Source organism: Streptomyces sp. (assembly GCF_035563135.1).
In the GTDB taxonomy this organism is placed as follows: domain Bacteria; phylum Actinomycetota; class Actinomycetes; order Streptomycetales; family Streptomycetaceae; genus Streptomyces.
Genome location: NZ_DATMVN010000881.1, coordinates 21,529 through 27,933 on the forward strand (window position 1 = coordinate 21,529; position 6,405 = coordinate 27,933).

Annotated in this window: 7 protein-coding genes and 1 pseudogene; all 8 read right to left on the reverse strand. The window is 68.7% G+C overall.

The window, feature by feature from the left end; all coding sequences use genetic code 11:
* Positions 1-15: 15 nt before the first annotated feature.
* Entirely contained in the window at positions 16-741 is a 726-nt protein-coding gene (locus VN520_RS38915; RefSeq protein WP_325751682.1) for a uracil-DNA glycosylase, read from the reverse strand.
* A 98-nt stretch (positions 742-839) separates the two neighbouring features.
* The gene (locus VN520_RS38920) at positions 840-2,420 is read right to left on the reverse strand and encodes an ABC transporter substrate-binding protein (RefSeq protein WP_325751683.1); all 1,581 of its coding nucleotides are present in this window, start codon (positions 2,418-2,420) and stop codon (positions 840-842) included.
* 119 nt (positions 2,421-2,539) lie between these two features.
* On the reverse strand, positions 2,540-3,295 hold the full coding sequence (locus VN520_RS38925; protein WP_325751684.1) for an SDR family oxidoreductase: 756 nt from the start codon (positions 3,293-3,295) through the stop codon (positions 2,540-2,542).
* 22 nt (positions 3,296-3,317) lie between these two features.
* Complete coding sequence (gene fabG / locus VN520_RS38930; protein WP_325751685.1) at positions 3,318-4,079, reverse strand: 3-oxoacyl-ACP reductase FabG; 762 nt, start codon at positions 4,077-4,079, stop codon at positions 3,318-3,320.
* Between the two features lie 201 nt (positions 4,080-4,280).
* Entirely contained in the window at positions 4,281-4,664 is a 384-nt protein-coding gene (locus VN520_RS38935) for a DUF3037 domain-containing protein (protein WP_325751686.1), read from the reverse strand.
* Entirely contained in the window at positions 4,661-5,545 is an 885-nt protein-coding gene (locus VN520_RS38940) for a HipA family kinase (RefSeq protein WP_325751687.1), read from the reverse strand. Before VN520_RS38940 ends, VN520_RS38935 begins: the two co-directional genes overlap by 4 nt.
* A gap of 110 nt (positions 5,546-5,655) precedes the next feature.
* Complete coding sequence (locus tag VN520_RS38945) at positions 5,656-5,820, reverse strand: integrase (protein ID WP_079171178.1); 165 nt, start codon at positions 5,818-5,820, stop codon at positions 5,656-5,658.
* A gap of 132 nt (positions 5,821-5,952) precedes the next feature.
* Positions 5,953-6,321 (reverse strand): annotated as a pseudogene (locus VN520_RS38950) (helix-turn-helix domain-containing protein); the annotation flags it as partial.
* Positions 6,322-6,405: the final 84 nt, after the last annotated feature.

Below are 6,405 nucleotides of genomic sequence, written 5' to 3' on the forward strand. Positions count from 1 at the left end.
AAGGAGCAATCCCGCTCAGGCGCGTCCCCCGGCGGCCGGCCGGGTCGTCCGAAGACCCAGGTCCGGGATCCGCCAGTCGATCGGCTCGTGCCCCTGTGCGGCGACAGCCTCGTCGATCTGCGTGAAGGGGCGGGATCCGAACCACTTCTTGGCGGAGAGCGGCGAGGGGTGCGCGCCCTTGACCACCACATGACGGTCCTGGTCGATCAGCGGAATCTTCTTCTGGGCGTAGTTTCCCCAGAGGACGAAGACGGCCGGGTCGGGGCGCTCGGCCACCGCGCGGATCACCGCGTCGGTGAACTTCTCCCAGCCCTTGGCCTTGTGCGAATTCGCCTCGCCGCCGCGGACCGTGAGCACCGCGTTGAGCAGCAGGACGCCCTGCTCGGCCCACGGCATCAGATACCCGTTGTCCGGGATCGGCAGGCCGAGCTCGTCGTTCATCTCCTTGTAGATGTTGCGCAGCGAGGGGGGTGTTCTGACGCCCGGCCTGACCGAGAAGCACAGCCCGTGCCCCTGGCCCTCGCCGTGATAGGGGTCCTGGCCCAGGATGAGCACCTTCACCCGGTCGTACGGCGTTGCCTCCAGAGCGGCGAAGACCTGCTCCCGCGGCGGGTACACCGGCCCCCTGGCCCGCTCCTCCTCGACGAAATCCATGAGCTGCTCGAAGTAGGGCTTCTCCAGCTCTTCGCCGAGGACGCCGCGCCAGGACTCGGGCAGCAGGTCGGTGTCGGTCACGTCCACACCCTCCGGTAAGCAATCGGTTCTTGCCCGCAAAACCTACCGGGGGCCACTGACATCGATGCGCGTGAGCGCCTTCGGCGGTCCTGCCGCGGTCCTCCTCACCAGCTGGTCTTGCGGTACAGCTCCCACATCTGCATGACCGTCTGCGGGTCGAGCGCGCGCTCGCCGCCGCCGATGTCCTCACCCGCCGCGACATAGAGCTTGCCCTGCCACAGGGGCAGCAGCCGCACATCCTTGACGAGGATCTCCTGGGCCCGCTTGAACTGCTCGGAGACGGCACCGCGGTCGCTCTCCTTGCGGGAGGACGGCAGCAGTTCCCGGGTGATCTCGTCGGCGGGGTACGGGGTGCCGGTGACGCTGTCCTGGCCCACGAAGGGAGCGATGAAGTTGTCCGGGTCGGGGAAGTCGGGGAACCAGCCGCGGCCGAAGACCGGGTAGTCGCCCTTGTTGAAGCCTTCCTGGAAGGTTTTCCACGGCGCGCTCTTCAGCGTGATCCGGAACAGGCCTGACGCCTCCAGCTGGCGCTTCAGCTCGGCGAACTCGGAAGCGGTGGAGGAACCGTAACGGTCCGTGGTGTACCAGAAGGTCATCTCGACCGGTTCGGTGATTCCCGCCTCGGAAAGGGTCTTCCTGGCCTTGGCCACGTCCGGGTTGCCGAAGGAGTCGAAGAAGCTGGTGGTGTGTCCGGCGATGCCCTTGGGGACCATGGAGTACAGCGGTTCGGCGGTACCCCGGTAGGCCTTGGCGACGAGGGCGTCACGGTCCACCACCTGAGCGACGGCCCGCCGGACGGCGAGCTCCCCCGCGGCCGGGTCCTCGGGGTTGAAGACGAGGAAGCGGATGTCGGCGCCGACCGACTCGACGATCTGCAGACCGCCGTTGTCCTTCTTGCCGTCCTCGATGCCGATGACCTCCTCGGCGGTCAAACCGCGATAGGTGGCGTCGATCTCCTTGGCCTTCAACGCCTCCACCATGGGGGCGGAGTCCTCGAAGTAACGGATCGTGACCGCGTCGTTCTTCCGGTCGGCGAAGCCCTTGTAGCCGGGATTCCTGGTCAGCTCGGCCTGCTTGCCGGGCTCGTACGAATCCAGGACGTACGGTCCCGAGCCGGTGACCTTGCCGTCGTCGCGGATGCTGTCCGCCGGGTAGTCACCGGGGGCGACGAGCGACATCGCGGGCGTGGCCAGGATGAACGGGAAGGTCGCGTCCGCCTTGCCCAGGTGGAAGACGACGATGTCGTCCCCCTCGGTCTCCACCCGGTCGAGCGAGCCGAGGAGGCCGGCCGGGCCGCCCTTGACCCTGATCTTCATGATCCGGTCCATGGAGTGCTTCACGGCCTCGGCGTCGACCTTCTCGCCGTTGGAGAATTTCAGGCCCGGACGCAGCGTGCACCTGTACGCCATGTTCGTGGTGTCGGTGAACTTGCATTCCTTCGCCGCGTCGGGCTCGGGGCTGGTGCTGCCGGCCGGGAAGCTCACCAAGGTCTGGAAGACGTTCCTCATCAGCTCCCAGGAGCCGTCCCACGCTGCTGCCGGATCAAGGGTCGAGGGCGAGCTCGTCGTTCCGACCGCTATCCGCTGGTCCACCTCCGAACTGCTGTCGGACAGCAGACCGCAGCCGGCCAGCAGAGAAAGGGAAGCAAGAGATGCCGCAGCCTGCAGACTGGCCCGGTAGAACACGTGCACGCTCCTCGATCGGCCCTGGGGTCGGCAGACCATACCGCAGTGCCCCGCCGGAACAACTCGCTGGCCCGGCGAGGCACTTGAGTCAATCAGGACCAAACTGGCGCAGCTCTCCCTCAGGCCACGCCCGCGTTCAGGAAAATCCCGCCGTCGACCACGAGCGTCTGCCCCGTGACCCAGTCGGACTGTTCCGACGTGAGGAACGCCGCCGCACCGCCGATGTCCTGCGGGACACCGAGCCGGCCCAGCGGGTAGGCGGCCGCCGCCTCCGCTTCACGGCCCTCGTACAGTGCCTCCGCGAACTTGGTCTTCACCACGGCCGGGGCGATCGCGTTGACCCGCACGACCGGCGCGAACTCGTGTGCCAGCTGGAGGGTCAGGTTGACCATCGCGGCCTTGCTCATGCCGTAGGCACCGATGAACGGTGACGCGGACACGCCCGCGACCGAGGCGATGTTGACGATCGCCCCGCCGTTCTCCCTCTGCCACGCCTTCCAGGTCTGCTGGGCGAACCCGAGCGCCGAGATCACATTGGTCTCGTAGACCTTCCGGGCGACGTTGAGATCGAGCTCGGCCATCGGCCCGAAGACGGGGTTCGTGCCGGCGTTGTTGACCAGGTAGTCGACCCGGCCGAACGCCTCCATGGCGCGCTCGACCGCCGCGGCCTGGTGCGCCTCGTCGTGCGCCTTGCCCGCGATGCCGACCGCCCGGTCGGCGCCGAGCTTCTCGACGGCCTCCTTCAGGGCGTCCTCGCCCCGGCCCGTGATGACGACCCGGTCGCCACGGGCGACGAACGCCTCGGCGATGCCGTAGCCGATGCCCCGGCTCGCGCCCGTGATGAGCGCGACCTTGCCACTGTCCTGCACAGTCATGTTGTCCGTTGCCCTTCCGGGGTCAGTTGAGCGGTCCGCCGGCGACGTACATGACCTGCCCGGACACGAAGCCCGCGTCCTCGCCGGTGAAGAAGGCGATGGCGTTGGCGATGTCCTCGGGGCGGCCCACGCGCTGCACCGGGATCTGCGTCGCGGCGGCGGCCTGGAACTCCTCGAAGCCCATACCGACCCGCGCCGCCGTCTGGGCGGTCATCTCGGTGACGATGAAGCCGGGGGCGACGGCGTTGGCGGTCACACCGAACTTGCCGAGCTCCTTGGCCAGCGTCTTGGTGAAGCCCTGGAGGCCGGCCTTGACGGCCGAGTAGTTGGCCTGGCCCCGGTTGCCCAGCGCCGAGGAGGACGAGAGGGAGACGATGCGGCCGAACTTGGCCTCGACCATGTGCGACTGGACGGCCTTGGCCATCAGGAACGCGCCCTTGAGGTGGACGTTCATCACGAGGTCCCAGTCGGACTCGCTCATCTTGAAGAGCAGGTTGTCGCGGAGCACACCCGCGTTGTTGACGAGGATCGTCGGGGCGCCGAGCTCGGCGGCCACGCGTGCGACGGCGGCTTCCACCTGCGCGCTGTCCGACACATCGCAGCCGACGGCGAGGGCCCTGCCCCCGGCGGTGGTGATCTTCTCGACCGTGTCCTTGCACGCCGCCTCGTCGAGGTCGAGTACGGCGACGGCGCGGCCCTCGGCCGCCAGACGTACGGCGGTGGCGGCGCCGATGCCCCGTGCCGCTCCCGTCACGATGGCGACGCGCTGCTCGGTGGTGGACATGCTTGGTTCTCCTCGCCCTTGGATCGCGGCTCAGCGGACGTCAGGAAGTTCCCGATAACTGAGCAACCGCTTAGTACCTTCAGCAGACGAGACGCTAGAAGCCCTGGCACCCGGTGTCAACGGCCCACGGGGGCACGGGCGCATGTCACACCGGTCGGCGCCCCGCCCCGCACGTCCCGGGGCGGGGCGCCGACGCCCGGGTCAGCGGACCAGCAGGTCGAGCAACCGCTCGACCTCGGCGGCCGGATCCGTGGTCAGTCCGCTGTGCACGGCGCCGGCCTGGACGACCGTGGATCGTGGCGCGATCAGCCAGCGGAAGCGCCGCCCCGCATCGTCACCGGCCGCCTGGCCCGCGGCCTCACCGCCGCCGCAGATCCCTTCGACCGCCCGCAGGGCGGCCCGTACACCGGTGACGTCGGCCTGCGGGTCCAGCACCTCCAGCTTGCGCTCGTCCAGGTGCGTCCGGGCGGCGACGAACGACTTGGCCCGGCAGTAGACCAGCACACCCGCGTTGAAGCACTCACCGCGCTCGATGCGCGGAACGACGCGCAGGACCGCGTACTCGAAGACATCGCGCCGGCTCATCGGCCACCGTCCTTGCTGTTCGCCCCGGCGCCCGCCTGCGCGTCACGGTCCTTCTTGGTGGGGTGCGGCCAGGAGGTCAGATGCTCGGTGAGCCATCCGGGGGCCTGGGAGGGGCGCGCCCGCGTGGGCGCCTCCAGGACGATGCGCTCGTGGATGCTTCCGGCACGGGCCAGCAACGGCTCCACATAGGCCCGGCGCAGCTGATCGGTGCTCTCGAAGCCCGGTTCGCCGGCCAGCCACTCGTCCGGCACCTGTGCCGCGACCTCGGTGAGCAGCTCTTCCGTGACGAGCGGGGCGAGCTCGGCGGCCGCGGCGGCGATGTCCGGCCCGAACGGCGCGAGGACGTGGTCGGAGGCGTTGTACGGCTTCGCTGCGGATGCCTGCGCGCCCGGCCAGTTGTGGTGCCAGATCATGGTGGCCCCATGGTCGATCAGCCAGGGCTCACCGTGCCAGACGAGCATGTTGGGGTTCCGCCACGAACGGTCCACATTGTTGATCAGCGCGTCGAACCAGACGACTTCCCCGGCCTCTGCCGCGCCGACCTCATAGGCGAGCGGGTCGAATCCGAGCGAGCCGGGCAGGTAGTCCATCCCGAGGTTCAGCCCGGCACTGGCCTTGAGGAGCTCCTGCACCTCCTGGTCAGGCTCGGCGAGACCGATGACGGGGTCGAGCTGGATGGTCACCAGCTCCGGCACCCGCAGCCCCAGCCTCCGGCCGAGCTCGCCGCAGACGACCTCCGCGACCAGGGTCTTACGGCCCTGCCCCGCTCCGGTGAACTTCATGACGTAGGTGCCCAGGTCGTCGGCCTCGACGATCCCGGGGAGCGAGCCACCTTCACGCAGGGGCGTGACATAGCGGGTCGCGACAACCTCTTTTAGCACTTTCCCAGGCCACCTATCTCTTCAGCCTTGCATTCAACGGAGGGCCCCTTCTGGGCGTAGAGGCGGGAATCGCCAGTCGACGGCGCTGGGGAGAATCTGGGGAGTTTCGGCTAGCAAGCTGATCCCCCGCGCTCCCCAAGCAGACCGTCGATGGTGCCGCGCCCCTTGCTGCCGGCCTCCGGCATGAAGTGAGCATAGTAACCGAGAGTGATCGCGGGCGAGGAGTGTCCGAGCCACCGCGCCAAGGTCACGACGGACTCTCCGGCTTCCAACATGATCGAGGCGTAGGTGTGCCGAAGCACATGGAAGCCGTCCTTCGGGGCCGCCGCCCGCTGCCAGGCTTTCGCCCCCTCGGCACGTGGCCGGATGACGCCTGCCTTGGCCAAGGCAGGCGTCCAGGTGCAGGTGTTCCGCTCGGCGATAGCGTGATCGCGGGTGGGCACGAGCGTGCCGTCCACGATGAGCACGGCGTCCTTGGCGAACCGTTTGCGGGGCTGAAGCGCGAGCATCGGCCCAAGGTGGTCGATGATCCGGTCCGCCGTCGACTTCGAGACCCCGAACAGCGGAGCCAGCCGCCGCATGGTCAGGTTCGTGCGTCAGTAGGCCGCCACCAGCAGCGCCCGGTCTTCCAGCGCCAGGCTCCACGGCCGGCCTCTGCGAACCGCTTCCGCACCCGTGCGCCGCAGAACCGTCACCAGCTTCCCGAACTGCCGCGGGCTCAGCCCGGTGAATGGTGCTGTCCAGGACGGTTCCGTTGCCGTGATCACTCCAGTCACAACGAGATTTTCTCAGGGTGGATCACGCCCCGGCCATTCACCCGGCCAGTGCGGCACTCACCCGGGCCAGGCGGTCGCCGGACA

What these genes read in the sequence shown, in the direction of transcription:
- VN520_RS38925 (WP_325751684.1), bottom strand. Translation starts at nt 3,295, where the DNA reads ATGACTGTGCAGGACAGTGGCAAGGTCGCGCTCATCACGGGCGCGAGC.
- fabG (WP_325751685.1), bottom strand. Translation starts at nt 4,079, where the DNA reads ATGTCCACCACCGAGCAGCGCGTCGCCATCGTGACGGGAGCGGCACGG.
- VN520_RS38935 (WP_325751686.1), bottom strand. Translation starts at nt 4,664, where the DNA reads ATGAGCCGGCGCGATGTCTTCGAGTACGCGGTCCTGCGCGTCGTTCCG.
- VN520_RS38945 (WP_079171178.1), bottom strand. Translation starts at nt 5,820, where the DNA reads ATGTTGGAAGCCGGAGAGTCCGTCGTGACCTTGGCGCGGTGGCTCGGA.